This is a genomic window from Acetomicrobium mobile (assembly GCF_937920065.1).
Window position 1 is genome coordinate 1 of the sequence record NZ_CALETC010000301.1, and the last position, 22677, is coordinate 22677.

Annotated in this window: 25 protein-coding genes; all 25 read left to right on the plus strand. The window is 45.1% G+C overall.

The features are described from left to right. The first annotated feature begins 54 nt into the window (after positions 1–54). The 25 genes from efp (at position 55) to Q7P41_RS11285 (ending at position 22653) form a co-directional block, all read left to right on the plus strand. Complete coding sequence (efp, locus tag Q7P41_RS11165) at positions 55–636, plus strand: elongation factor P (RefSeq protein WP_303884306.1); 582 nt, start codon at positions 55–57, stop codon at positions 634–636. 3 nt (positions 637–639) lie between these two features. Then, entirely contained in the window at positions 640–1062 is a 423-nt protein-coding gene (locus Q7P41_RS11170; protein WP_303884308.1) for a hypothetical protein, read from the plus strand. A gap of 2 nt (positions 1063–1064) precedes the next feature. Beyond that, entirely contained in the window at positions 1065–1547 is a 483-nt protein-coding gene (locus tag Q7P41_RS11175) for an Asp23/Gls24 family envelope stress response protein (RefSeq protein ID WP_303884309.1), read from the plus strand. Between the two features lie 54 nt (positions 1548–1601). Further along, complete coding sequence (locus Q7P41_RS11180; RefSeq protein WP_303884310.1) at positions 1602–2078, plus strand: hypothetical protein; 477 nt, start codon at positions 1602–1604, stop codon at positions 2076–2078. Positions 2079–2095: 17 nt separating this feature from the next. Beyond that, a complete protein-coding gene (nusB, locus tag Q7P41_RS11185) occupies positions 2096–2551 on the plus strand; it encodes a transcription antitermination factor NusB (protein ID WP_303884312.1) in 456 nt (151 codons plus the stop codon). Next, positions 2526–3770 (plus strand): exodeoxyribonuclease VII large subunit, encoded by a 1245-nt coding sequence (gene xseA, locus Q7P41_RS11190; RefSeq protein ID WP_303884313.1) that lies wholly within the window; start codon positions 2526–2528, stop codon positions 3768–3770. The genes nusB and xseA overlap by 26 nt, the downstream gene beginning before the upstream one ends. A gap of 31 nt (positions 3771–3801) precedes the next feature. Beyond that, entirely contained in the window at positions 3802–4896 is a 1095-nt protein-coding gene (mtnA, locus tag Q7P41_RS11195) for an S-methyl-5-thioribose-1-phosphate isomerase (protein ID WP_303884314.1), read from the plus strand. A 40-nt stretch (positions 4897–4936) separates the two neighbouring features. Beyond that, positions 4937–6181 carry an adenosylhomocysteinase gene (locus Q7P41_RS11200; RefSeq protein ID WP_303884315.1) on the plus strand — a complete coding sequence of 415 codons (1245 nt, stop codon included), beginning with the start codon at positions 4937–4939 and terminating at the stop codon, positions 6179–6181. Continuing rightward, on the plus strand, positions 6178–7512 hold the full coding sequence (locus Q7P41_RS11205; protein ID WP_303884316.1) for an amidohydrolase: 1335 nt from the start codon (positions 6178–6180) through the stop codon (positions 7510–7512). Before Q7P41_RS11200 ends, Q7P41_RS11205 begins: the two co-directional genes overlap by 4 nt. Positions 7513–7575: 63 nt before the next feature. Beyond that, positions 7576–10218 carry an alanine--tRNA ligase gene (gene alaS / locus Q7P41_RS11210; RefSeq protein ID WP_303884317.1) on the plus strand — a complete coding sequence of 881 codons (2643 nt, stop codon included), beginning with the start codon at positions 7576–7578 and terminating at the stop codon, positions 10216–10218. A gap of 3 nt (positions 10219–10221) precedes the next feature. Beyond that, positions 10222–10656 carry a Holliday junction resolvase RuvX gene (gene ruvX, locus Q7P41_RS11215; RefSeq protein WP_303884318.1) on the plus strand — a complete coding sequence of 145 codons (435 nt, stop codon included), beginning with the start codon at positions 10222–10224 and terminating at the stop codon, positions 10654–10656. Between the two features lie 65 nt (positions 10657–10721). Then, positions 10722–11678, plus strand: coding sequence for a tRNA (adenosine(37)-N6)-dimethylallyltransferase MiaA (miaA, locus tag Q7P41_RS11220; RefSeq protein ID WP_303884319.1), 957 nt, complete (start codon positions 10722–10724; stop codon positions 11676–11678). A 6-nt stretch (positions 11679–11684) separates the two neighbouring features. Beyond that, entirely contained in the window at positions 11685–12518 is an 834-nt protein-coding gene (gene ispH, locus Q7P41_RS11225; protein WP_303884320.1) for a 4-hydroxy-3-methylbut-2-enyl diphosphate reductase, read from the plus strand. Positions 12519–12538: 20 nt separating this feature from the next. Beyond that, entirely contained in the window at positions 12539–14095 is a 1557-nt protein-coding gene (gene rpsA, locus Q7P41_RS11230) for a 30S ribosomal protein S1 (protein WP_303884321.1), read from the plus strand. 82 nt (positions 14096–14177) lie between these two features. Next, the gene (def, locus tag Q7P41_RS11235; RefSeq protein WP_303884322.1) at positions 14178–14708 is read left to right on the plus strand and encodes a peptide deformylase; all 531 of its coding nucleotides are present in this window, start codon (positions 14178–14180) and stop codon (positions 14706–14708) included. After that, the gene (gene fmt / locus Q7P41_RS11240) at positions 14705–15640 is read left to right on the plus strand and encodes a methionyl-tRNA formyltransferase (protein ID WP_303884323.1); all 936 of its coding nucleotides are present in this window, start codon (positions 14705–14707) and stop codon (positions 15638–15640) included. Before def ends, fmt begins: the two co-directional genes overlap by 4 nt. After that, positions 15637–16359 (plus strand): hypothetical protein, encoded by a 723-nt coding sequence (locus tag Q7P41_RS11245; RefSeq protein ID WP_303884324.1) that lies wholly within the window; start codon positions 15637–15639, stop codon positions 16357–16359. The genes fmt and Q7P41_RS11245 overlap by 4 nt, the downstream gene beginning before the upstream one ends. Next, positions 16360–16575: a ferredoxin family protein gene (locus Q7P41_RS11250; protein WP_303884325.1), complete on the plus strand. Its 216-nt coding sequence runs from the start codon at positions 16360–16362 to the stop codon at positions 16573–16575. 19 nt (positions 16576–16594) lie between these two features. After that, the gene (vorB, locus tag Q7P41_RS11255) at positions 16595–17656 is read left to right on the plus strand and encodes a 3-methyl-2-oxobutanoate dehydrogenase subunit VorB (protein WP_303884326.1); all 1062 of its coding nucleotides are present in this window, start codon (positions 16595–16597) and stop codon (positions 17654–17656) included. An 18-nt stretch (positions 17657–17674) separates the two neighbouring features. Then, positions 17675–18418, plus strand: a complete 744-nt coding sequence (locus tag Q7P41_RS11260; protein ID WP_303884327.1) for a thiamine pyrophosphate-dependent enzyme — start codon at positions 17675–17677, stop codon at positions 18416–18418. A 14-nt stretch (positions 18419–18432) separates the two neighbouring features. Further along, positions 18433–18993, plus strand: a complete 561-nt coding sequence (locus Q7P41_RS11265) for a 2-oxoacid:acceptor oxidoreductase family protein (protein WP_303884328.1) — start codon at positions 18433–18435, stop codon at positions 18991–18993. A gap of 15 nt (positions 18994–19008) precedes the next feature. Next, the gene (locus Q7P41_RS11270) at positions 19009–19551 is read left to right on the plus strand and encodes an NUDIX hydrolase (protein ID WP_303884329.1); all 543 of its coding nucleotides are present in this window, start codon (positions 19009–19011) and stop codon (positions 19549–19551) included. A gap of 152 nt (positions 19552–19703) precedes the next feature. Beyond that, complete coding sequence (locus tag Q7P41_RS11275) at positions 19704–20594, plus strand: tyrosine-type recombinase/integrase (RefSeq protein WP_303884330.1); 891 nt, start codon at positions 19704–19706, stop codon at positions 20592–20594. Between the two features lie 22 nt (positions 20595–20616). After that, a complete protein-coding gene (locus tag Q7P41_RS11280; RefSeq protein ID WP_303884331.1) occupies positions 20617–21783 on the plus strand; it encodes a phosphopentomutase in 1167 nt (388 codons plus the stop codon). 42 nt (positions 21784–21825) lie between these two features. Then, positions 21826–22653 (plus strand): purine-nucleoside phosphorylase, encoded by an 828-nt coding sequence (locus Q7P41_RS11285; RefSeq protein WP_303884332.1) that lies wholly within the window; start codon positions 21826–21828, stop codon positions 22651–22653. Positions 22654–22677 lie beyond the last annotated feature (24 nt).

A 22677-nucleotide genomic window follows, 5' to 3' on the forward strand; every position in this document is an offset into this window, starting at 1 on the left:
GGCCAAGCAAGTATAAGATAAATTTAATAAAATCATGAATTAGGAGGATATTATATGGCTCAAATAGTGGACACGAGCAGTTTCAGACAAGGCATGATGATAAAGTGGGAGGACGGTATATGGGAGATCATCGATTGCCAACATCATAAAATGGGTCGTGGCGGAGCGATCGTGAGGACAAAGCTCCGCAATATTTCCTCAGGGGCTATCATTGAGACGTCTTTTAGGTCAGGGGAAAGATTTGAGAGGGTGATCTTTGACGAGAGGAAGGCACAGTATATCTACAGAGAAGGGGACAATTACGTCTTTATGGACCTGGAAAATTACGACCAGATATATATTCATGATTCAGTTCTTGGTGAAAAAGCTGCATACTTGAGCGATAACTTAGAAGTGGTCTTGAAGCTATACGAAGGAAGGGTCGTAGGAGTAGATTTACCCAATACGGTTTCGCTAAAGGTAGTTGATACTCCTCCAGGCTATAAAGGGGATACAGTATCTGGAGGTGACAAACCAGCTACACTCGAGACAGGATTGACCATAACCGTTCCCATGTTCATAGAAGTAGGAGACTCTGTGCTAGTAGATACTCGGACGGGAGAATATCTTGAAAGGGATAAATCTAAGGAGGAATAAACCTTGAGCTTGGAAGAAAGCGTGGAAGAACTTCGAGAACTACTGCTTGAGACATCTTCCTCCGATGCTTGCTCTAAAGCAAGAGAGACCTGGATAAAGGTGCTAGATGCACTGTTGTGTGAAATCAAAACCTTACGTGCTAAAATTGAAGGGGAAAGTAAGAAGCTTGAGAAACTTACTTCCCTTTGCGTTAAAATTTGTTCAGATTTTGACAACCTTAAAGAGGCCTTCGAGGATCTATGCGAATATTATGAAGACGATTTTAATATCAAAGAGGCATTGATCGACCATTACGAGTCGGCAATTTGCTCCGAATGTGAACATGAATTTATGTTTAATCCGGACCTCCTTGAAAAAGAAGAGTTTTTGATATGTCCCAATTGTGGCCGACTAGTGGACCAAAAGAAGTCAAATATGGAGGGATAGATATGGACGAAGAAAGAGAAAAATATTTGAATGATTCGCAAACAGCTGACGAACAAAGCAGCCAACAAGAAGTTGAAGCAAAGGCGAGCGAAGAAAAGATTGATTTAAAAGAAGGCCAACCTGAGGGCGAAGTAAAAATAGCCGAGGAAGTCATATCACAAATGGCTATCGAAGCTTTAAAAAGCGTGCCGGGCGTGTTGCCAGCAAGCTCAGGCCTGGTCGCCAATTTGCGCTTGGGGCGGAGACCAGTCAGCGGCGTTAAAATCACGATAGAAGAGGGATTCCCCAACGAGGTAATTGTAGATACCTATATTTCCGTGAAGTACGGTCTCAGAATTCCGGATGTTGCTTGGGATGTGCAAGAAGCCATCAAAAATCAAATCGAAAATTATACAGGTTACATTGTCAAAGCCGTGAACGTCCATGTTCAAGGCATCCATTTCACTGAAAACAAACCCCAAGATCAAGATACGGTTATGCCTTAATAATCATAAAAAATCATGCACACACCAAGGCACTTTAAAGGAGTTACATAAGCTATGGAATATCATTGGCACAAGAGCAATCTGGGCGATCTTTGGCTTTGCAAAGATGCCATCACATCCTTGGCAAACATGAACATGCCCGACGGATATCGGGCGATAGATGCAACATTGCTCGGAGAAGAGGGCGTGGCAAGTCTTGTCATTGCTGCTCCGCCCGATAAAGATTTGAAAGCTGAAGAGCAATTAAAAGTAAAGCTGGATCACCTTTTCGCTCCTTTGGGCCTAAAAGTACAAGTATCTTGGGCTGCCAAGGGAGAGGACATTGATCTTTTGAGTTTGATTGATAAACTTAGAAAACGTCCTATATTTTGGGCAATAATCGTCTCAATAGTAGTAGGAATATCGCAACTTGGCATAAAGGGCTTGGGCCTTTGCGTATTATTTGGCCTGATAGGATGGGTAGTTGCCGAGGCAATCATAAGTGGTAAGTTAAGCAATCTTATATCACACTTTATGGATAGAAGGCATTAGACAGGAGGCAGGGTGATTTGTCTTTGCTTCAACAACAGCGACGGAGGGCAAGAGAAATAGCCTTACAGTTATTATATGCCCTTGATATGAGAAGCGATCAAACCCCCGATGAGGCTATCGCCCTTTTCCCGTGCGAGGGGGAATCAGACGAAGTCTTAAGATATGCAACTTGGCTCGTCAAAGGAATTTGGGGGAAAAGAGTGGAAATTGACAACCTCATAAGGATGCACATCACGGGTTGGCGGCCAGAACGCATGGTAACCGTTGACCTTGAAGCAATTAGACTCGCCCTTTATGAGGGCCTTTTCAGCAAAGTAGTGCCCATACCGGTAGCAATTTCCGAGGCAATAGAATTGGCCAAACGTTTCGGAACAGAAAATTCCGGTAGATTTGTCAACGGAGTATTAGGGAAGATCGTAAGATCTCTTGCCGAAGGAGAGGATAAAGGTGCCAAGGGAAATGCCTCTGCTTAACGATCTGGCAAAGAACTCTCAAGTTATTTCCGTTGACGAGCTTACATTTTACCTTAAAGATTTAATCGAAAACAATCCCTTACTCAGGAACATCGCCGTAAAGGGAGAGATCATAGAAATTAAGCGCCATAACAGTGGCCACGTTTATTTCTCGATTGGCAGCAAACAGGCCCGATTGTCTTGTGTCATGTTTAAAAGCAATGCCAACTACGTTCCTCTTTGGCCCCAAACCGGAGACGAAGTGATAGTTCAAGGATACATTGGCATTTACCCGCCTCAGGGAACCTATCAATTGTATGCACGAAATATATTGCCACTGGGCAAGGGTGCCCAGATGAGGGCAAAGGAAGAGCTCAAAAAGAGGCTCGAGAAAGAGGGGCTCTTTGACCCCAGGATCAAAAGAAAACTTCCTCCCTACCCAAACAAAGTGGGAGTTGTAACATCACAAACTGGCGCTGCCGTGAAAGACGTCATTAGAGTCGCTAAAAAGCGATTTCCGCAATGTGTAATATACATTTTTCCCGCTTTGGTTCAGGGAATAGAAGCTCCCCAAGATATAGTAAGGGCCATGCAATTAAGCGCCACCAAAGAACTCGATGCCGTACTTTTAGTGCGAGGAGGGGGAAGCCGTGACGATTTGGCTCCCTTCGACGATGAGAGGGTCGTGCGGAGCATCAGGGCCTGTCCCTTTCCAGTTGTAACTGGAGTAGGACATGAGATAGACTGGACTTTGTCCGATCTTGCCGCTGACCTTCGTGCTCCTACTCCCTCGGCAGCTGCAGAAATAGTTTTCCCTGATCGCAATGAAATTTACAAACAAACTTACCACATGAAGGCAAGACTTGTCTCTCTTGCAGCGCATCGATGTCAAAGGGAATTTAATTTGTGCGAAAGGCAATTAACTAGATTGCAAAATACGATAAAAAACCTTTACCTTTATCCGGCAAGCTTGGAAGTAGCCCAAAAAGCACAGTCCCTTTCCCAAAGCACAAGCAAAATAATAGCCAACATGAAAGAAAGGCTGACCCACGCAGCCGCTTCCCTAGACGCTTTGTCTCCCCTTAAGTCACTATCCAGAGGATGGATAACCTGCCTATCCGAAGAGGAAAAGCCCATAACTTCTATACATCAAGTCGAGGTTGGCGATAAAGTTTTCCTATGCATGATAGATGGAAGAGTTAAAACCGAGGTAAAATCCTTGCATCCCAAAGGGAAATAAATAGAAAACTAAGGAGTGACCACAGTTGCCCATGTCCGCGTCCATGCCTGATCCGATAAAATGGGATGATGGTTTTTTATATTTATTGGACCAAAGAAAAATACCTTTTGAAATTACATATGTAAAATGCGCAAACTGCACCGACGTCGCCAAGGCCATTGAAAAGATGATTGTAAGGGGAGCTCCAGCAATAGGCATTGCCGCCGCTTATGGCGTAGTTTTAGCAAGCGAGGGTGGACCACAAGAGATTCAAAGAGGAATCGAACGTCTTTCAAGAACACGCCCCACGGCGGTAAACCTCTTTTGGGCCCTAAAAAAAATGGAAAACGCGGTGTCAAGCTTTCTAGACGAAACGACGGAAGATGACTGGGATGCTCACGTTCCCAAGAAACTGCTCAAGGATAAACTTTTAATAACAGCCCAAGGCATCCACGAAGAAGAAAGACAGATAGAAAAATTAATTGCCTTTTATGGTCAATCGATATTGTCTCAAAATTGTCGCGTATTGACTCACTGCAACGCAGGGGGATTGGCAACCGGTGGCATAGGCACCGCCTTGGGAATATTAAAAATAGCCCAAAAAATGGGAAAGGAGATTCAAGTTTACTGCGATGAAACTCGGCCCCTTCTTCAGGGAGCCAGGTTATCTTCCTGGGAGCTGTGGATAGAAGGGCTGGAAGTTATCGTCATATGTGATGATATGGCCGCCTTTTTGATGAAAAAAGGCGCAGTTGACTTGGTGATCGTAGGAGCGGATAGAATAGCCTTAAACGGCGATACGGCAAACAAAATTGGGACTTATAATCTAGCCGTGCTATGCAAATATCACGACATTCCCCTTTACGTGGCAGCTCCAAGAAGTACAATCGATATTGATTTAACAGATGGAGAGGCCATCCCCATAGAAGAAAGAAATCCGGATGAGGTACGCACCTTTGGTGGCATCAAGATTTTTCCCGATGACATTTCGGTTTGGAATCCTGCTTTCGATGTAACACCTAACGGCTTGATTTCCGGAATAATCACCGAAGTAGGCATTTTAAAAAAACCTTACGAGGAGTCAATTGCCAAAGCAATGGTAGCGTCAGTAAATTTTAAAGATATCCAACGAGCTGGCTTTGAATAAAAGCCAAGTTATAATGAACTAAAACAGGGAGGGTTAAGACATGGAAGAATATCGTATAGCTAATCCTGCTTTGGCGGATCAGGGCAAAATAAAAATTGCCTGGGCGTGGAATTTCATGCCTGTATTAAAGCTCCTTCAGGAAAAATATAAAAAAGAACGCCCGTTAAACGGCATAAGAGTTGCTGCCTGCCTACATCTCGAGGCTAAGACCGCATGTCTACTAAGGGCCCTGAGGGCTTTAGGCGCAGACGTAGTGGCTGCTGGAAGCAACCCCTTATCCACTCAAGATGACGTGTGCGCCGCCTTAGTGGCAAACGGCATAAAAGTCTACAGCTGGCACGGCATGACGATGGAGGAATATTATGGAAATCTACATGCGTTGCTTGCGTGGTCGCCGCAAATACTGATAGATGATGGTGGCGATCTCGTAACGCTCATACATAAACAAAGACCCGATCTCCTACCATACATTAAAGGCGGATGCGAGGAAACCACAACAGGCATAAAGAGATTAAAAGCCATGTCAAGGGAAGGAATTCTCGCCTTTCCCATGCTCGCCGTCAACGATGCATTAAGTAAACACCTCTTTGACAATAGATACGGCACCGGCCAATCCGTGTGGGACGCCGTATGCAGGCTGACAAACATGCTCGTGGCAGGAAAAGAAGTCGTCGTATGCGGATATGGATGGTGTGGCAGGGGGGTTGCCTCGAGAGCTTCTGGGTTAGGAGCACGCGTAACAATAGTTGAATCCGATCCTCATAGAGCTTTGGAAGCCTATATGGACGGCTTTTACGTCACTGACATGGCAACGGCAGCATGTACCGGAGACATATTTATAACCACCACCGGAAACATTCATGTGATAAGAAAAGAGCACTTCGCCGTCATGAAAGATGGAGTGATTTTGGCAAACGCAGGCCACTTCGACGTGGAAATATCCTGTATAGACTTGAGCGAAATATCTGCCAAAAAAATGCCAACCCGTCAAGGCGTAACCACTTACATAACAGATGACGGAAGGTCTTTTCACCTTTTAGTCGAGGGTAGACTCGTAAATTTGGCCGGCGGAGATGGACATCCGATCGAAATAATGGACCTGTCCTTTGCGCTTCAGTTGTTATCGGTGCTTTACATTAACGAAAACGACCTGGAACCAGGTCTTTATCCTGTTCCAGTGGACATCGACAAGAAGGTTGCACATTTGAAGCTTGAGGCCTTGGGAATTAAACTTGAAAAGTTGACGCCGGAACAAGAAGAGTACATGGGAAGGTGGGAAGAATGACCAGTTGTCACTTTGAACGTGAGACCGATAGAGAAACAGATCTGATCTTCAGAGATGCCGTCGTGTTGGACGGATCGCGTGAGAGGGCAGAAGTATGTGATATCGCGGTAACGCAAGGCCACATATCTCATATACTCTCGGGAGAACAAAGATCAAGTATAAAAGCCAAAGAAGAATACCTATGTCAAGGCAAGAAAGCTCTGCTGCCGGGTTTTGCAAACGCTCATACACATGCGGCTATGACATTGCTTCGAGGGTTAGGAGAAGAAACACCCTTGAAGGATTGGCTTGAAAAACACATCTGGCCAGTAGAAGAGCGTCTTAAACCTCGCCACATAAGGATTGGGACTCAACTTGGAGTAATTGAAATGGCGAGGTCAGGCATTACATGTTTTGGAGATATGTATTTTCACATGGATGAAGTTGCAAATGTTGCCATGGAAGCCGGGATGAGATGCGGTCTTTGTCAAGGCTTGATCGGCAAGCCTCCTATTTTCTCGTTAAAATTAAAGGAGGGAATAAAACTTTACGATCGCTGGCATGGTAAAGATGACTTAATAACGGTTCAACTTGGACCTCACGCCCCTTATACCGTTTCTGTGAAATCGCTTTCCCGCGCTGCTGAGGCTGCCAGAGGGCTCGGCATAGGAATACACACTCATTGGCTCGAGACGGAGTGGGAGGTGGGATATATAAAGGAAGAATTAAAAAAAGATCCGATTGACCTGCTTTATGAAACGGGCCTTACGGACGCCTCTCACCTCATCTTGGCTCACGGGGTTTGGTTTCCCCAGAATAGACTGCAGGAAATTGCAAGGGACAACGTCACGGTCGTTCACAATCCAAGCAGTAATTTAAAGCTTGGAAGCGGTTTTGCTCCTGTATCGCAGATGATTGAAAGAGGAGTCAACGTAGCCTTGGGCAGCGATGGAGCAGCGAGCAACAACAGATTAGACCTTTGGCTTGAAATGCGAACGGCTTCATTGATTCAAAAGGGTTATTACAGGGATCCCACCTTGATAAAATCAAAAGATGCGATTAAAATGGCAACTTACTCCGGACATAAGGCGCTGGGTTTTTCCGAAGTTGGCCTCGTAAAAAAAGGCTGGAAGGCGGACTTTGTCGTGGTAGATTTGGACAACCCGCGTTATGTTGGATGGAACTGCGATAACTTGGCAAGCTTCATAGTTTTTTCTGGAAGTTCAAGAGACATTTGCGGGACCATGATAAAGGGAAAATGGATATATAAAGATGGCGAATTTACTACTATGGACTATGAAAAAATTCAACACGAGGCAAGAAACGCGAGAGACGAATTAATGGCCCTTTAGTTTGCAATGAATTATAATTGTATTTCAAGCCTTGCACACCTCGAAAGGAGGACTCAATTTCCCGTGAAAAAAAGAAGCGGAAAAGAATTAAGAGAACTTTTTCTATCTTATTTCGAACAAAAGGGACATAAAAGGTATCCCAGCTTCAGCTTAATCCCCGACGACCCATCCTTGCTTTTTACCATAGCAGGCATGGTTCCCTTTAAACCCTATTTCCTGGGGCTCAAAAAACCCGAAGTTTTAAGGGCCACGACCTCTCAAAAGTGCCTGCGCACCAGTGACATAGAAAACGTAGGGAGAACCTCAAGACATCATACCTTCTTTGAAATGTTGGGGAACTTCAGCTTTGGCGATTACTTTAAGGAAAAGGCCATTCCCTGGGCATGGGAGTTTTTGACAGAGGTAATTGGTCTTTCTCCGGAAAGGTTATACGCTACCATATATCTGGATGACGACGAGGCCTTTGAAATATGGCGCACTGCTGTGGGGCTTCCTGAAGATAAAATAGTGCGAATGGGAGAAAAGGACAACTTTTGGGCTGCTGGACCGGTAGGCCCATGTGGTCCCTGTTCCGAGCTCATTTACGATCAAGGGCCCGCGTTTTCCTGCGGAAAGCCCGATTGTTTTGTGGGTTGTGACTGCGATAGATACCTGGAGGTATGGAACTTGGTGTTTATGCAGTACAACAGGGATGAGGAGGGCAACCTCACGCCGTTGCCGAAGAAAAACATTGATACCGGGTTAGGCTTGGAACGACTTGCCTCTATCGTTCAGGGTGTGAGGTCTGATTTCGAAACGGATTTATTCATGCCCCTCATAAACAAGATATCGAGCTTGTCCGGCGCGAGATATCTCGTAAACAAGCAATATGATACGGCCATGAGAGTTATTGTAGACCACATTAGGGCCCTGGCCTTTATGATTGCCGACGGCGTCCTTCCCTCTAACGAAGGAAGGGGCTACGTATTGAGACGACTGCTTCGAAGAGCATCGCGCTATGGGCGATTGCTCGGCTTAGATAGGCCCTTTTTGATAGATTTACTGCCTGAACTGATAGAAATTATGGCGGATCCATACAAAGAGTTAGTGGAATACAGGTCAACCATAGAATCGGTCATCAGCGTGGAGGAGAAAAGATTTAGCCGGACATTAGACCAAGGAAGTGCCCTGCTTGAAGAGGAGATATCTAGGATTACAAGGGAAGGCGGTGTCATTCTACCCGGAGAAACGGCTTTCGTCTTATACGATACTTACGGGTTTCCCTTAGAACTTACCGAGGAAATATGCCAGGAACATGGACTTAAGGTTGATAGGGAAGGGTTTATCAAATGCATGGAACACCAAAGGAAAACAGCTAGGGCGGCAAGCAAGCAGCTTAGCTCCGCGACAGAAACGGAGACCTATTCTTCGATCGCAGCTAAGTTAGGTTATACAGAATTTGTGGGCTACCAGACAAGCGAAGCAAGCGCCAAAGTGGTAGCGATACTCAAGGAATCCCAAGAAACACCAGAAGCCCATGAAGGAGAAGAGATAGAACTTTTCTTGGATAAAACTCCCTTTTACGCTGAAAAGGGCGGACAAGTGGGAGACAAAGGATGGATAGAATCGGCTACTGCCAAGCTGGAGGTACTTGATACTTATTATGTCCTTGATACTCTCATAGCACATAAGACGATAGTCAAATCTGGGTACATAGCTGTCAACGATGAAGTGGAAGCAAAGGTGGACACCTCAAGGAGAAATGCAATCAGACGTCATCATACCTCTACGCACATAATACACGAAGCTCTTGTAAGGGTGCTTGGTTCGCACGTGCGTCAGGCCGGTTCGTATGTTTCTCCCGATTACTTGCGCTTCGACTTTACTCACTTTGATTTCATATCTCGGGAGGAATTGGTCGAAATCGAGCGCATTGCCAATGAGATTATCCAGATGAATATAAAGGTAAACGTATTCGAGACCACGATGGATAAAGCCAAAAAGATCGGTGCGAAGGCTTTTTTTGAGGAAAAATACGAGGAAATAGTTCGAGTAATACAAATTCCAGGGTATTGTGCTGAGCTTTGCGGAGGTTTGCACGTAAACGCCACGGGCGATATAGGAGTGATAAAAATCGTGAGAGACGAAAACATCGGATCCGGTCTTAGGCGTATCACAGCTCTGGCAGGCATGCCCGCAGTCCTTCATTATCAAGAATTGCACTTTTTGACAGAAGACTTAGCCGCGACGGCTGGTATCGAAACAAAGTACTTGAAAGAAAAGTTTTCCTCGACACTGAAAGAACTAAAGGATATCAAGGCGGAATTACATAGAACAAAATTAAAGTTGGCTTTATCTCAATGCGAAAAAATTACATCCCAGCGTCAGATAGTGAAGGACGTAACCCTTCTCGTGGGAAAATTTGATGATTTGGATGCAGAAACCTTGCGAGAGGTCGGGGACCATTTAAAGAAGGGTTTTAAAAAAGTTCTAATAGTACTAGGTAGCGTTTCTGACGAAAAAGTGCTGCTTGTGGCTATGGCGGACGATGAGGCTGTCAAAGAAGGCATTCATGCCGGGAAATTAATAAATAAAGTTGCAGCCATAGTTGACGGAGGCGGAGGAGGAAGGCCAAACATTGCCCAGGCTGGGGGAAAAGACGCAAGCAAGCTCGAAGAGGCTTTAAACTCCGTTCCCAGGGTCCTGCAAGAGATGATGGAGGCATAAAGGTTGGGAAATATTTTAGCCTTAGACATAGGAAGCGTTCGTATTGGCGTGGCGATAAGCGACCCCTTAGGCATATTTGCCCAAGGGGTTGGCTTTTTGGATGCCAAGGGGAACTGGCTTGAAGAGCTGGCTCGAATTATAAACGAGCATGACGTTTCAACCATAGTAGTGGGCCTTCCAGTCCGCACTACGGGAAAACAAGACAGGGAAGCAAATAAAATTGTGGCTTTAGTGGAAAAATTAAAGAAGATATTTCCAGATATCACCTTCATACTTTGGGACGAACGATACACTACAGCAATGGCTCAAAAGTTTCTGCGTGAGTCTAACATGTCAGGGGAAAAAAGAAGAAGTAAGGTAGATATGGTTGCTGCTTCGCTCTTGCTTCAAAGCTACCTTGATTTTAAAAATTTATCGGATAATCCGAAGAACTGCTAAAACTTGAGCAAGCATCGCTTGATGTGGGATTTCAAAACTTATAAAGCCTTTTAGGGGGAAATGACGTGATCAAAAGCAGGGGTAAAATCCCCGTAGCCGCCATTATAGGCCCTACTGCCGTGGGCAAGACAGCGATCTCTCTTGAGGTAGCACCTTTAATCGAGGGAGAGGTAATCTCTATCGACTCAAGACAGGTCTACAGATACATGGACATAGGTACTGATAAGGTGTCAAGAGAAGAAAGGTTGCACACAATTCATCATCTCATAGATGTAGCGGATCCCGACGATACCTTTACGGCAGCCAGGTTTGTAGAAGAAGCCAACAGCGCCATAAAAAGGATCATCGTTCGAGAAAAAAGACCGTTACTTGTTGGTGGAACACCTTTTTACTACAATGCGCTGTTTGCCGAAATGCTTACAGCTTCGCTCGAAAGCGATCCCGAGATAAGAAAGAGTTTGCTCCAAGAGGCTGAAATCAAGGGGAAAAAGCATCTATACCATAAATTAGAAGAGTCCGATCCTGAATTAGCATCGCGGATTCACCCTAACGACCTGGTCAGGATAGTCCGAGGCCTGGAAATACTTTACACGACCGGCAAACCTGCTTCATGGTGGTATAAACATGGCAAAAAAATCAAAAACCCTTACGATGTCCTTTATATTGGTATAATCAGGTCAAGACAAATTGCGTATAAAAATATAGAACTTAGGGCAAAAGGCCAATTTCAAAGGGGTTTGATCGATGAGGTAAATTGGCTCCTAAAAAATGGCTTTGACGAAAGATTTGCCCCCATGCAGGGGTTTGGATATAAAGAAGTCATTAGGTATCTGCGAGGACTTTACAGCATAGATGAAGCTTTGGCATACTATATAAGGGCTACAAAGGCCTTTTATAGAAGACAAATGACGTGGTTTAAAAAATTTAAGCCCGTCATGTGGTATGATCTAGATGAAACGAATAAAGAGATAGCAATTAATGATATCGTTGAGAAAATTTTAAAGCATATGGGAGCCGAGTAAGGGAATATGAGATTGGTCATTGGCAAACCATTGGGTTTCTGTTTTGGAGTAAAGCGAGCCATAGACAAACTTGAAGCGGCTTTGAAAGATTACGGCAAGGTCTACGCCCTAGGTAGCCCAATCCACAATGAGGAAGAAGTAAAGAGATTAATCTCCTTGGGATTGGAGTTAGTTGAAGAGGTAGAAGAATTACCCGAGTCTTCCGTCGTTTTCATAAGAGCTCATGGTACCACCCCCGAGATTCTCGAAAAAGCCCGGGAAAAGGGATGCACTATAATCGATGGAACATGTCCCTCCGTGAAGAACGCTCAAGAAAAAGCCCGCCTTTTATCCCAAGAAGGCTACGAAGTGATCGTAGTGGGAGATCCCAAACACCCCGAAGTTCAAAGTATTAAAGGGTGTACATCGGGTCGAGCTAGCGTGGTCAGCTCCTCAAGGGATATCGCAGGTTTTCCCAGCAGAGATAAAATAGGTGTGGTCTCTCAAACAACTCAAGAAGAAGGGACCCTACTTTCTGTCGTTAGCGTTCTTTTGCGAAAGGCCCGGGAATTAAGAGCCTATAATACAATTTGCAAGGCAACTTTACACAGACAGGAAACAGTGAGAAAATTAGCAGCTGAAACGGAAGGAATAATTGTGATCGGAGGACGCAACAGCACCAACACGGCTAAGCTCGTAGAGGTAGGCAAAAGGGAGGGAAGCGATGTCCTTTGGATCACAAAACCCGATGAAATAGACAAATCTTGGTTGGAAAATAAACATATAATAGGCATAGCTGCCGGAGCATCGACTCCGGATTGGCTAATAAACGATGTAATTAATTCATTATCAAGTAGGTAGTTAAGGGAGGATGGTTGGTAATGGTTGAGGGAGAAAAGCGAGAGGGACAACAGCAAGCTGAAGCTGAGACGAGGGAGATCCCTCCCGCGCAGGAAAATCAAGAAACCCCAGAAACACAAGAAACAATGGAGGAACTTATAACGAAGCACGGGCCAGAGAGCATACACAGAGGCAAGGTAGTGGAGGGCCTAATAATCGACAGTAATGACGATGGATGGCTAGTTGACATTGGATTTAAATGCGAAGGATTTCTGCCAAAGCGCGAGTGGACACATAGAATATTAGTTGACGATGGCAGGGAACCAAACGTTGGCGATAAAGTTCGCGCCGAAGTAACCCGGGTAGTCTATGGTGAGGAATCCCAGGTATTCCTAAGCCGATGGCGCTTGCTCTTCGACGAGAGATGGGATGAATTGGAAAAGACCTTGAAACAGGAAGAGACAATAAAGGTCCTGGGCCTTCGGAAGGTAAAGGGCGGTTTGATCGTCAACGTTCATGGACTAGAAGGTTTCATTCCAATTTCCCATTTAGCGGAAGAAGGCAGGATGGTGAACCCCTCTAAGTTCATCAATCAAGAAATAGAAGTAAAGTTGCTGGAAAAGGACCGCAGAAAAAGGAGACTAATCTTTTCGAGGAGATTGCTATTGGAAGAGGAAATCGCTCGCAAGAAGAAGGAATTCTTCGAAAACATAAAAGTTGGCGATGTGCTCGATGGGGTAGTAACCAGCATAACTTCCTTCGGAGCGTTCGTAGATTTAGGTCCCGTAGAGGGGTTGGTTCACATTAGTGAGCTTTCCTGGAGAAAAAACATAAAGCCACGCGATATAGTTAAAAGAGGCAGCAAGGTAAAAGTCAAGGTTTTAAGCATCGATCCTGAGCAGGAAAGGATTTCCTTAAGCATGAAACAAACCGAACCAGACCCGTGGGAAGTAATAGGAGAAGAAGTCAAACCGGGAGACAAAATCGTGGGTCGCATCACTAATACCGTGGACTTCGGCGCCTTCGTCGAGGTCAGACCAGGTGTAGAGGGTTTGATTCATATAAGCGACATTTCCTGGGGGCATATAGATCACCCGCGCGAGATCTTAAAGAAAGGTCAGGAAATCGAGGTTCAAGTTTTAGATATCGATACAGAGCAAAAAAGAATGAGCTTGGGATATAAGCAATTACACGATCCTTGGAACACTGTGGCGGAGCGTTACCAGCCTGGCCAGGATGTTGACGTCAAAGTCGTAAAGGTGGTCGATTTCGGCGCTTTTGTAGAAATTGAAAAAGGTGTGGAAGGGCTTGTTCACATATCCCAAATTTCCAGACGACATATTAATGATGTATCAAAGGTTTTAAAGAAGGGCGACGAAATAAGGGCGAGAATATTGGAAGTTGATCCTGAGGAAAAACGCATAAGATTAAGCATCAGAGCACTGGAAGAAGAGGAAGAAGAAAAACAGCGCCAACAAGAAAGAGAAGAAAGGCAAAACCAAGCCAATAAGGAGAATAAAGATAATCCTTCGGTCAAAGAAACCGAGGAAGCCATGGTAACAATAGGTGATGTCTTAAGGGATCAGCTCAAAGCCTAAGCCCCTTTCTACGCCAAAATGTGTATGCTATAATCAAAACAAGGAAGTTAGTACAAAAGGTAACAAAGAGGCGCTTTAAGAAATGCGCCTCTTTGTTCGGGAAAGGGGTATCAAAGTGGCAATTTTGGAGATCAGGGAATATCCCGATCCACTCCTTCGTGCCAAAAACAAAAAGGTAATCGTCTTTGATGACAGTCTAAAGAAAATAATAGATGATATGTTTGAAACAATGTATGCAAACGATGGATTGGGGTTGGCTGCCCCACAAGTTGGAATCAACCTTATGATAGCCGTTGTAGACCACGAAGGAAAAAAATTCACGCTAATTAACCCCGTCATAATAGAAAAAAAGGGAGAACAAGCGGGAGAGGAAGGATGTCTGAGTTTTCCCGGCGTCTTCGAGGAAATCAAAAGGCCTGAGACGGTAATAATAGAGGCTTATAATGAAGAGGGAGAAAAGTACACAGTGGAAGCATCAGGCATGCTGGCAAGGGCCTTTTGTCATGAAATAGATCATCTTCATGGCAAGCTCATCATTGATTTAGTATCGCCCTTTAAGAGGAATTTAATCAAAAAAAGGTTAAAACGAATTAAAAAGGATGAAGCTCATTGAAGTTTTGGTATATGGCGTCAGGTTCCTGGGGTGCACAGTGCTTGCTTGAATTGACCAAAAAGGATGTTTTTCCTGATTTGGTGGTCACATCGAATCCAAAGCCTTCTGGAAGAGGCTTAAAGTTAAGGCTTAACAAGGTCGAAGAAGTAGCAAATTCGCTAAAGTTAAATCTATGGAGGAGCGAAAATATCAATTTAGATGAAGCTCTCAAGGGAGAATTAGTAGCCCAAAAGCTCGATGTGATAATAGTGATAGACTTTGGACAAAAGGTGAAAGAACCTTTTTTATCCATCCCCAAGTTTGGCTGCATTAATTTACATCCCTCCCTTCTGCCCAAGTATAGGGGAGCCGCCCCCATACAAAGGGCATTGATGGATGGTCAAAAAGTGACGGGTGTAACGGTGTTCAAACTAACAGAGCTGATGGACGCAGGGCCTATCTTGGCACAAGAAGAAGTTCCTATTGACATTGACGATACAGCTGGCACATTGAGCAAGAAACTCCTTTCTGCGGGTGTGGATTTGCTTGTCACTGCTTTGAATTTACTCGTTGCGGGAACGGCCAAATTCAAAGAACAAGATGAGTCAACGGCTACATATGCACCCAAAATTACAAATGAGGAAGCTTTTTTTGACTTCGACAAAAAGGCAACTGAGATTCACAACAAAGTGAGGGCGTTAAATCCCAAGCCAGGTGCATATACTATCGTAAACAACAGGAGATTGAAGGTTTGGAGAACGAAATTGATCAATGAAGAAGAAACCTTAAGCACGCCAAGGACAATCCTAGGAATTGACGAGGGGTTTCCGGTAATCGCCTGCGGAAAGGGGGCGGTATCGCTACGGGAAGTCCAATGGGAAGGAAAGGCTACTATTGACGGACGATCATTCATAAACGGGTTGCGACTACATGAGGGAGATGTGTTGCCTTGACAATTTGGGATGATATAAGACAGAAAGCTTTGATGAAATATCAATGGGGGAAAGTGATAGCTGTTACAGGAAGATTGGGTTCAGGGAAAACTGAATTTTTGCTCAACCTCGCAAGTGCATTTAAGACAATCGATGAAGATGTAACTGTAGTAGACGTTGACATTACGAACCCATATTTCTGCGTTAGAGAAATTGCAGCAAAACTGCAAAAAGAAGGATACAGGGTTGTCACCCCTCCTGGAGAGACCAAATGGAGCGATCTGCCTCTAGTGAGTTCGGAAGTGCATTACGCAATCATGCAAGATAACAGGGTATTGCTAGACATCGGTGGTGACGAAAAGGGGGCCTTGGCGCTGACACAACTTCTTCCCGAAATTGAACAACAGGATCACTCTATCTTGTACGTAGTTAACCCCTTTAGGCCGATGAGTTCTACAGAAGAAGATATCACCAGGTTGAAAAACGGCATAGAAAGAACTTCAGGGTTATCTATCGATGGCATAATATGCAATCCCCATCTGGGGAGCGAAACCAGCAGCGAAGATGTAGTTTCGGGGTATGAGGTAGTAAAAAGTTACTCTATACAAAATAATGTCCCTCTATACTATCTGAGTACCTTAACCTCGAACTATCATGATGTTGTAAATAGGGTTAAAGATGTCACAGTTTGGCCTTTAACCCGAAAAATTTTAATGCCTTGGGAAAGGAGTGAGGTTTGAATGCCCAAAGGGCGAATTGAGGTTTTGGAGGAAATGTGTAAAAGCTGTGGACTATGCGTTGAGGCCTGTCCCAACAAGGTACTTAAGATTTCCGATCGCATTAACAGCAAAGGCTACAGGCCTGCGGAACAGTACAAAGAAGGGTGTGTAGCTTGTAAGATGTGCGCTATGATGTGCCCTGACGTAGCAATTGAGGTATACCGCATAGAATCTTAACTAGGTGGAGGTGTGATAAGTGTCGAATCGAGTTTTAATGAAAGGCAATGAAGCTTTTGCCGAAGCCGCGGTACAAGCGGGCTGTAAATATTTCTTCGGATATCCAATAACACCACAAAACGAGATACCTGAATACATGTCGAAGCGATTGCCCGAAGTGGGTGGGGTATACCTTCAAGCCGAGAGCGAAGTGGCCGGAATTAACATGATCTTTGGAGCGGCTGGAACAGGTTTTAGGACGTTGATCTCCTCGTCAAGCCCAGGTATTTCCCTCATGAGTGAAGGAATTAGCTATATTGCAGCGGCGGAATTGCCATGCGTAATAATCAACGTAATGAGAGGGGGCCCCGGCTTGGGGGGAATTTTGCCCGCTCAGTCAGATTATTTTCAAGCCACAAAAGGTGGAGGACATGGCGACTATCGTCTTTTAGTGCTTGCTCCCGGTTCTTTGCAGGAAGCCACGGAGTTTATCATGATGGCCTTCGACCTTACAGAATTTTACAGAAATCCCGTCATGATTCTGACTGATGGATTTATGGGCCAAATGATGGAAGCTGTTGAGTTCAAGAAGGTAAAATTGGGCTACGATATTCCAGACGTTAAAGAGTGGGCCGTAGGATACATGGCCCAAAGGGGCAAACGAACTTTATTAAAGAGCTTGTCCTTGGATCCGGAAGTACTTGAGCAACACAACCAAAAGCTTCAGAAGAAATATCGTCTCATGGAAGAAAAGGAAGTAAGATTTGAATCCGCCAATGTCGATGATGCCGAAATAGTAATAGCGGCTTACGGCACCACTGCAAGAATCGCCAAATCCGCTGTCAAGAAACTTAGGGATCAAGGAATCAAGGCGGGAATAATAAGACCTCAAAGCTTATATCCATTCCCTTATAAACCTTTTAGCGAACTTCCTGAAAGCGTGAAGCACGTGTTGGTCGTCGAGATGAGCTGTGGCCAGATGGTAGAGGACGTGGAACTAGGGGTCAGCAGGAAAGTTCCCGTGAGCTTTTATGGCAGATGCGGCGGAATGGCACCTTCTGTAGAAGAGATAGAGCAAGCCGCAAAGAAAGCTTTAGGTTAAACTATAGGGGGGATAATAATGCCTGAGGTAAAAATTTTTGAGCGCCCTAAATGTATGACGGACGTTTCCACGCACTATTGCCCAGGATGCACACATGGCATCGTGCATCGCCTGGTAGCTGAAGCAATAGACGAGTTTGGAATTCAAGAGAAAACCGTTGGCGTAGCACCCGTCGGGTGTGCCGTGCTAATGTACAATTACATCAATACCGATATGTACGAGGCAGCTCACGGACGTGCCCCGGCAGTTGCAACAGGCTGTAAGCGAGTGAGACCAGACCTTACTGTCTTCACTTACCAAGGCGACGGAGATTTGGCTTCAATAGGTGTCGCAGAAATAGTACATGCCGCTAACAGGGGAGAAAACATCACCGTAATATTCATCAATAATGCCATTTATGGCATGACGGGCGGGCAGATGGCTCCAACGACCCTTTTAAAACAGAAAACCACCACATGTCCCTATGGAAGGGATCCTAAGGTCAATGGTTATCCTATAAGAATAGCAGAAATGTTGGCAACCTTGGAGGCCCCAGGTTACATTGCACGAGTTACCGTGGCAAGGCCAAAATATGTCATCAAGGCTAAAGAAGCTATAAAAAAGGCCTTCCAGACGCAAATAGAGGAAAAAGGTTTTTCTCTCGTAGAGGTACTTTCCACCTGTCCGACGAACTGGGGCATGCGTCCCGCAGAGGCCTTGAAATGGTTGGAGGAAAACATGATTCCTTACTATCCTTTGGGCGAGTTCAAACTCCCTGATTAAGGTAGGTGACATAAATGAGCTTTTACAGAGAAATGATAGCTGCTGGTTTCGGTGGGCAAGGCATAATGCTGCTTGGGCAGATAGTAGCCCATGCCGCAATGAACGAAGGCAAAAATGTCATGTGGATACCTTCCTATGGTCCTGAGATGCGCGGTGGCACAGCAAATTGCAGCGTTATAGTAAGCGATGGCGAAATCGCCTCTCCTCTTGTTTCTTTTCCTGACGTGCTAGTCATCATGAATCAGCCATCGCTCACGAAGTTTGTAAACAGGTTAAAAGAGGGTGGAACTTTGATATACAACGCAGATCTCGTAACTTACGATAACCCACGCGACGACATAAACATAGTCAAAGTAAACGCCAACAGCATTGCCTTAGAATTGGGCAATGAAAGAGTAGCCAATATAGCAGTTTTAGGGGTGTTAGCCGAAGTTACCGATATGGCTTCCGCCGATGCCCTCAAAGAAACAGTTCAAGAAATATTGGGCGCAAAAAAAGCTCACCTCTTGGAGATTAACATGAAGGCATTCGAAAAGGGACAAGAGGTAGGAAAACAATACGTTGCCCAAGCATAACAAAAGTAATTGATCATGGATAAAAGCGAATGTACCAAAAGTTCGAGAGAGATTTATAGTGGAAAGATAGTAAAATTACGAATTGATGAGGTTGAGCTTGCCAATGGCCATGTGACAAAAAGGGAAGTCGTTGAGCACGCCCCAGCTGTAGCCGTAATAGCCGTTGATGATGAGGGAAACATTTTTGTCGTTCGTCAATTCAGATATGCCGTGGGGAAAGAACTGCTTGAGATCCCTGCAGGCATAATGGAAAAAGGTGAGACGCCTGAGGAAACAGCGAAGCGCGAACTAAGGGAAGAAATCGGCTATGACGCGAGACGCTTGGAACACGTAGCTAGCTTTTACTCATCGCCTGGCTTTAGCGACGAGATAATACATCTTTTCTACGCCACCGAATTATTCCCATCGCGACTGGATAGTGACGAAGACGAAATAATCGAAGGAGTCACATTGACCCCAGATGAATGCAAGCGACTCATCGAGGAAAAAGAAATTACAGACGCCAAAACCCTTGTTGCATTAATGTGGTATTTAAGTCGGCCAATAATCAATCGCTAGATTAGGTGCGAACAAAAAGCCATTTGATCGTGCTTTCGGCTAAATTTAAGGCGATATGCAGCTGCGTCCACATCCAGAAGAAGAGTAGCTGTATATCGCCTTAAAAATAAACAAACGCAGACCGTACCCGAATGTAAAGAGAGGTGAAATATGTGGCTGATCTGGAACACGCTTTAATCGATGGATTTGTAGGCTACCTTCGCCTTGAAAGAGGGTACAGCGAAAACACCATTCAGGCTTATATGACAGATCTGGTGAAGTGGTTCGATTTTTGCGAACGCCACCATATTAATCCTTTCCCCCCAAGGCATGAATTCATGTCACGTTTCTTAAAAGAAATGTCGGAACAAGGTAAATCCAAAGCGTCGTTACAACGTTATGCTGCAGCAATACGATCGTGGAACCGCTACCTGTCAATTGAGGGATGGATAGAAGAAGAGCAATGGCTACCCTCACTGCCTTCTAAAGAGCAAAAATTACCTCAAATTTTGAGCGAGGGCGAGGTGGAACGCCTTATCTCTTCCTGCAGAGATGGATCAATTTTGGGACAAAGAGACGAGGCCATCTTTGAGGTTACATATGGTTGTGGGCTTAGGGCCTCCGAAGTTTGTTCTCTGACTCTTGGCAACATTGACTGGCATGGCAATGCCATGAGGGTAGTGGGTAAAGGCGATAGGGAAAGAGTTGTTCCATTATTGGGATCCATCAAAGAAAAATTAAAAAGATACGTCGAAATCGTACGACCGCAACTTGACCGAAGAGGGGAACATTGGTTATTTTTAACGCGAACGGGACGGAGACTTCATCGAGAAGATCTATGGAGAATCATGCGTCGTAGAGGAAGGGCAGCAGGCATTCCAACTTCGAGGCTTCATCCGCACGTATTGCGACACTCTTTGGCCACGCATATGTTAAGACGCGGGTTGGATTTAAGGACGTTGCAAGAGTTGCTCGGTCATGCCTCTATATCTACTACGGAACGATATACACATTTGGATTTAGAGCTCCGCGATATATATGATCGGTGTCATCCAAGGGCTTAGGCTTGAACGGAGGTAGGCTCATTTGAGGACATTTCTCATAATTTTGGACGGGTACGGTGTAGGTGAGGCACCAGATGCGAGTCTTTACGGTGATGAGGGGAGCAATACAGCCTATCATATTGCCTTGGCAGTTGGGGGTATGAACTTGACCAATTTGGGAAAACTCGGTTTGCCCCTAATAGTCAACCTGCCAGGAACTCCCGCCCAATGGCCACCGTTGGGAGCTGTTGGGAGGCTGCGCGAGCTTTCGATAGGTAAGGATACGACCACAGGGCATTGGGAGCTTGCCGGGATAATTTTGCGTGACCCATTTCCCACCTTCCCAAATGGCTTTCCCGCAGAAATCATTGAAAATTTTGAAAGGGCAATCGGCAGGAAAACATTGGGAAATTATCCTGCCTCCGGAACAGTTATAATAGAAGAACTTGGACCAAAACACTTAGAAACAGGCTATCCGATAGTCTATACATCGGCAGATAGCGTTTTTCAAATAGCGGCACATGAAGACATTGTACCGGTGGAGACCTTATATGACTGGTGCAAAATAGCGCGCGAGCTACTCCAAGGCGAAGCAGGAGTAGCAAGAGTGATAGCAAGACCCTTTGCCGGAAAACCTGGCAATTTCTTCAGAACCCCCAGGCGCAAGGATTTTTCACTTCCTCCACCTAGGGATACGCTCTTGGATAAGCTATCCGGAAAGGGCTATGACGTCATAACTCTGGGCAAACTCGAAGATATATTCGCAAATCGCGGCATGACTAAGTCTTTGCACTGTTCGGATAATGATGAATGCATGAAGCTTCTTCAAGAATTTAAGGATGAAAACTTTAATGGATTGTTATTTAGTAATCTCATAGACTTCGACATGAAGTATGGCCACCGAAACAACCCGCCCGGCTTCGCTAAGGCGTTGCTGGAATTTGATTGTTGGCTGGGACCTTTCATCGAGGACATGCGATCTGACGACCTTTTGATAATAACCGCAGACCACGGCAACGACCCGCTTACTCCAAGTACTGATCATAGCAGGGAATACGTGCCCTTGCTCGTCTATGGAGACATGATACGTCCCGGAAATATAGGAACCTTTATGGGGTTTTGTTGTTTAGGCAAGACCTTGGCAGATCTTTACGGGGTAGACGATGAGGAAATAGAAGGCTCCTCCTTTGATGCCTTAATTTTAAAATAGCAAAAGAGCGCTTGACTTAAACTTAATGGGAGTTGATACAAAATGATGTACAAGGACAAAATATCCGAGGCTGTCGAATTCTTAAAGACTAAATTACCGAAAAAACCCCAAATTGCCATGGTTTTAGGCTCTGGCCTAGGTGGCTTCGCGAAAGAAATTCCTAGCGCGATCGATATCCCCTATGAAGATATACCGTTTTGGCCAAAATCAACCGTCCCCGGACACGCCGGACAGCTGGTGTGCGGACAAATGGGAAATAATTACGTAATGACTCTAAATGGCAGGGTGCATTACTACGAGGGCTACTCTATGGACGAAGTTACCTTCCCCATTCGCGTCTGCGGTTTGCTTGGCGTCAAGACGCTAATATTAACCAACGCCTCTGGAGGCATTAATTATGGACTAACCCCCGGAGATCTCGTGCTAATATACGATCATATAAATTTCATGGGGGTTAACCCCTTAAGAAGCGAGGAGGGCAATCTCTTTGAACCGCGTTTCCCTGATATGACCTTTGCCTACGATCATAAGTTGATGGTGCTATGCGAACAAGTAGCGGAAGAAAATGACATCACGCTCAAGCGCGGGGTTTACATAGCCTTCAGCGGGCCTTCCTTCGAAACTCCGGCTGAAATTCGCATGGCAAGGATTTTAGGAGCGGACATAGTGGGAATGTCCACAGTTCCGGAAGCCATGGCAGCAAAACAAATGGGCATCCGCGTTTGCGCCATTTCCTGCGTAGCAAACTACGCAGCGGGCATGGAAGACAAGCCGCTAACCCACGAAGAAGTCCTGGAAGAAACTAAAAAGGCTTCAAGTAAACTAGCAATTATATTGCGGAGCTTATGTGATACCGTAAAGGAAAGCTAGATCTTTAAAAGTACAATTTCAGCT

Excerpts from the sequence above, each read along its gene's own strand:
- rpsA (WP_303884321.1), top strand. The coding sequence starts at position 12,539 with ATGGTTGAGGGAGAAAAGCGAGAGGGACAACAGCAAGCTGAAGCTGAG.
- ispH (WP_303884320.1), top strand. The coding sequence starts at position 11,685 with ATGAGATTGGTCATTGGCAAACCATTGGGTTTCTGTTTTGGAGTAAAG.
- mtnA (WP_303884314.1), top strand. The coding sequence starts at position 3,802 with ATGTCCGCGTCCATGCCTGATCCGATAAAATGGGATGATGGTTTTTTA.
- Q7P41_RS11250 (WP_303884325.1), top strand. The coding sequence starts at position 16,360 with ATGCCCAAAGGGCGAATTGAGGTTTTGGAGGAAATGTGTAAAAGCTGT.
- Q7P41_RS11260 (WP_303884327.1), top strand. The coding sequence starts at position 17,675 with ATGCCTGAGGTAAAAATTTTTGAGCGCCCTAAATGTATGACGGACGTT.
- Q7P41_RS11265 (WP_303884328.1), top strand. The coding sequence starts at position 18,433 with ATGAGCTTTTACAGAGAAATGATAGCTGCTGGTTTCGGTGGGCAAGGC.
- Q7P41_RS11180 (WP_303884310.1), top strand. The coding sequence starts at position 1,602 with ATGGAATATCATTGGCACAAGAGCAATCTGGGCGATCTTTGGCTTTGC.
- def (WP_303884322.1), top strand. The coding sequence starts at position 14,178 with ATGCGCCTCTTTGTTCGGGAAAGGGGTATCAAAGTGGCAATTTTGGAG.
- Q7P41_RS11270 (WP_303884329.1), top strand. The coding sequence starts at position 19,009 with ATGGATAAAAGCGAATGTACCAAAAGTTCGAGAGAGATTTATAGTGGA.
- Q7P41_RS11200 (WP_303884315.1), top strand. The coding sequence starts at position 4,937 with ATGGAAGAATATCGTATAGCTAATCCTGCTTTGGCGGATCAGGGCAAA.
- Q7P41_RS11175 (WP_303884309.1), top strand. The coding sequence starts at position 1,065 with ATGGACGAAGAAAGAGAAAAATATTTGAATGATTCGCAAACAGCTGAC.
- Q7P41_RS11285 (WP_303884332.1), top strand. The coding sequence starts at position 21,826 with ATGATGTACAAGGACAAAATATCCGAGGCTGTCGAATTCTTAAAGACT.
- efp (WP_303884306.1), top strand. The coding sequence starts at position 55 with ATGGCTCAAATAGTGGACACGAGCAGTTTCAGACAAGGCATGATGATA.
- Q7P41_RS11205 (WP_303884316.1), top strand. The coding sequence starts at position 6,178 with ATGACCAGTTGTCACTTTGAACGTGAGACCGATAGAGAAACAGATCTG.